Here is a 2,597-nt window from a genome sequence, read left to right as displayed (position 1 = left end):
GCCTGGACGTCGCGGAGCTGCTGATCCGACGCGGCACGGTGTACATGGTGGGCGCGGAGGAAGGCCACACGGCGCCGCTGGTGGCGGCGTTGACCGCGCACATCGCGCGGGAGGCCCGCCGTATCGCCTCCGAATCCCCGGGCGGCAGGTTGGATCCGGCGTTGACGCTGGTCCTGGACGAGGCCGCGTTGATCTGCCCGATTCCGCTGGACAACTGGACCGCGGACATGGGTGGCCGCAACATCACCATCCACATCGGGGCCCAGTCCCGCGCGCAGCTGCGGAAGCGGTGGGGCGACACCGGGTGTGCGGCGATCATGACGAACTCGGCGACCGTGCTGATTCTGGCCGGTGCCCGCGACGCCGATGACTTGCAGGCGTATTCGCTGCTGACCGCCGACCGGCACGAGAAGGTCGAGACCGAGGACGTCGACGGCCGGGTGACCGGGCGGACGCCGCAGCGGGTGCCGGTGCTGTCGCCAGGGCAGATCGCGCAGCTGCCGGAGCTGCACGCGGTAATCGTGCGCCGGGGGATGCCCGCCGCGATCGGGAAGCTTCAGATGGCGTGGAAGCGCCGCGACGTGAAGGCCGTGGAGCGCCGCGAGCGGTACGGCGATCTGCTGGAGCGGTGGGACGAGCGCCGCGAGCTGTGGCTCACGAAGGCCGGGGCGTTCGTGGACATGCTCGCCGACCGGGTCGAGCCATGGGTGGCCCGCGCCCAGGACTGGGCTGCGCAGCGCCGTGCCACTCGGGCCGCCCGGGTCACTGAGCCGCTGGTGGTGCGGGCCGAGGCCGAGCGGGTCGAGGTCGAGCCGGTCGACACCGAGGGGCGGTGGTCCTGATGAACCCGAACCAGCCGTTCATGCCGGTCGAGACGTTCCGGATCACGACGGTGATCGAGCAGCTGGCCCGCGAGTTCGCCGCGCACTCGGGAGAGTCCCGTCGCCTGGTCGCGATGCTGGTGGAGATCATCGTGTGGCGCACGGTCAACGGCCAGCCCGCCGAGCAGATCACCGCGTTCCTCGACGCCCACATCTCACCGGGTGTGCGGGAGGACTTCGTGACCTGGGTGGTCAGCGAGACCACCCGTCGCCTGTCCACCGCTCCGGGTGGGGGTGCGCGATGAAGCTGCACATGCCCGCGCTTGTCGGGACCGTCCAGCTCCAGGTGGCCGCCGAGTACAGCACCGCGGAGCCGTTCGCCGTGACGCTGACATTCCCGACCGAACCGGTCGAGGCCGAGTGGGTGCTCAGCCGGGAACTGCTCAACGAGGCCCTGAACACCGGGACCGCCGGGATCGGCGATGTACGAATCACCGCCCGGGGCGACCTGGTGGTGCTCGCACTGTCCACTCCAGACGGCAAGGGCGTAGCGATCTTCCGTCGTGACGCTCTCGCCGCGTTCGTCTCCCTGACCTACCTGATGGTCCCGGCCGGAGCCGAGTCCGACGTGCTCGACTGGTCGGCCGCCGCCGAGATGTTTCCGGGGGTGAGCTTCGGATGAGCGCCCCCACCGCCCCGCGCGTGTGGCTCGCCGCCGGCGTGGCCGACAAGCCCGCCCCGACCGATCAGCCCGTGGTGCGCGACGACTTGATGCACCTGTGGTTCCCCGGTGAGGACGGGCTGTGGCACACCGCCGACGGCCGTCACCACGCCGCCTGGACCGAACTCCACGCCCGTTTCGACCTCGTTGAGGTGACCAACCGATGACTTTCACGTCCGCTGAAATCCTCGCCGACATCCCGGCAACCATGATCGCCAAGGTTTCCGACCTGCCGAAGCCGCTCGGCTCCACCCGCTCTGTTGCCGACGACGTCGAGGTGCTGCGGCCGCTGCTGGCGAAGTACAAAAACTACGAGACCGCCGAGGCCGCTGTGATCGCGCTGCACGCGGTATTCCTCCACCGTGCCGCGCTGGCCTTCCGGCCGGACAAGTTCGCGGTGCCTGCGGCCGTGCTGTTCGGGCTCGGTCGCGCCCTACAGCCGGGATACCGGACCGTGCCCGACGAGGTCGTTCTCAACGTCATCGCCCACGCGATCCGCGCGGCGCTGGCCGCCGATGACTGGCAGCAGCACGACGACGGGTCGCACCTGGAGCTGGCCCGGTCCTGGATGGCGCACGCCTACCTGGTGGCCGGTGTCGAAAGTGGCGGTGCCCGATGAACGAGAAGAAGGAGTCCGAGTTCGCGACGTCGGCGGCGGTGGCAGGTCTGGCCCGTGAGGTCGAGGGCCTGCGGATGACGATGGAAGCGGTTACCCCGCTGCCGGAGCAGGTGCGGGCGCTGCACGACGTGGTCGAGCCGCTGCCCGAGCAGGTCACGAAGCTGGCGAAGGTCGTGAAGGCCCTGGTGGAGCAGGTCAACGACGAGGAGCCGGGGAAGAAGACCCGCCCGTTGTCGTGGCTGGACCTCGCCGACGGCGGCGACGTCGACGGCGCCGACGAGGCGCAGACGGTGTTGACGGAGCTGTCGGTGTGGCTGGCGCGGGTGTATTTGCGCTACCACGGCGCGGAGCTGCCCGAATGCTGGTGGTGGCACCCCGACGTGGTCGAGGAACTGGTGTGCCTGATGCGCTCGTGGCTCGCCGCCTACGTCGACAA

General features: G+C 70.0%; 5 protein-coding genes and 1 pseudogene. All 6 read left to right on the top strand.

Annotated elements, in window-relative coordinates; translation table 11 throughout:
• Positions 1 to 842 (top strand): type IV secretory system conjugative DNA transfer family protein (locus tag AVL48_RS23735; RefSeq protein WP_156515777.1); only part of this gene is annotated, 842 nt, incomplete at its 5' end.
• Positions 842 to 1,126, top strand: a complete 285-nt coding sequence (locus tag AVL48_RS23730) for a hypothetical protein (protein WP_143178246.1) — start codon at positions 842 to 844, stop codon at positions 1,124 to 1,126. The genes AVL48_RS23735 and AVL48_RS23730, both read left to right, overlap by 1 nt.
• Positions 1,123 to 1,503: an SsgA family sporulation/cell division regulator gene (locus AVL48_RS23725; RefSeq protein WP_061990439.1), complete on the top strand. Its 381-nt coding sequence runs from the start codon at positions 1,123 to 1,125 to the stop codon at positions 1,501 to 1,503. Before AVL48_RS23730 ends, AVL48_RS23725 begins: the two co-directional genes overlap by 4 nt.
• Positions 1,500 to 1,709, top strand: a complete 210-nt coding sequence (locus tag AVL48_RS23720; protein ID WP_061990441.1) for a hypothetical protein — start codon at positions 1,500 to 1,502, stop codon at positions 1,707 to 1,709. The genes AVL48_RS23725 and AVL48_RS23720 overlap by 4 nt, the downstream gene beginning before the upstream one ends.
• Positions 1,706 to 2,161 carry a hypothetical protein gene (locus tag AVL48_RS23715; RefSeq protein ID WP_061990443.1) on the top strand — a complete coding sequence of 152 codons (456 nt, stop codon included), beginning with the start codon at positions 1,706 to 1,708 and terminating at the stop codon, positions 2,159 to 2,161. The genes AVL48_RS23720 and AVL48_RS23715 overlap by 4 nt, the downstream gene beginning before the upstream one ends.
• Positions 2,158 to 2,597: pseudogene (locus AVL48_RS23710) on the top strand (DUF4913 domain-containing protein); the annotation flags it as partial. The gene AVL48_RS23715 and the pseudogene AVL48_RS23710, both read left to right, overlap by 4 nt.

This window comes from Amycolatopsis regifaucium (assembly GCF_001613935.1).
Classification (GTDB): Bacteria; Actinomycetota; Actinomycetes; order Mycobacteriales; family Pseudonocardiaceae; genus Amycolatopsis; species Amycolatopsis regifaucium.
Note: the sequence above shows the minus strand (reverse complement) of the source record. Positions and strands in the feature narration are given on the sequence as shown.

Coding starts and splice junctions, on each gene's coding strand:
- AVL48_RS23730 (WP_143178246.1), top strand. CDS start 842: ATGAACCCGAACCAGCCGTTCATGCCGGTCGAGACGTTCCGGATCACG.
- AVL48_RS23725 (WP_061990439.1), top strand. CDS start 1,123: ATGAAGCTGCACATGCCCGCGCTTGTCGGGACCGTCCAGCTCCAGGTG.
- AVL48_RS23720 (WP_061990441.1), top strand. CDS start 1,500: ATGAGCGCCCCCACCGCCCCGCGCGTGTGGCTCGCCGCCGGCGTGGCC.
- AVL48_RS23715 (WP_061990443.1), top strand. CDS start 1,706: ATGACTTTCACGTCCGCTGAAATCCTCGCCGACATCCCGGCAACCATG.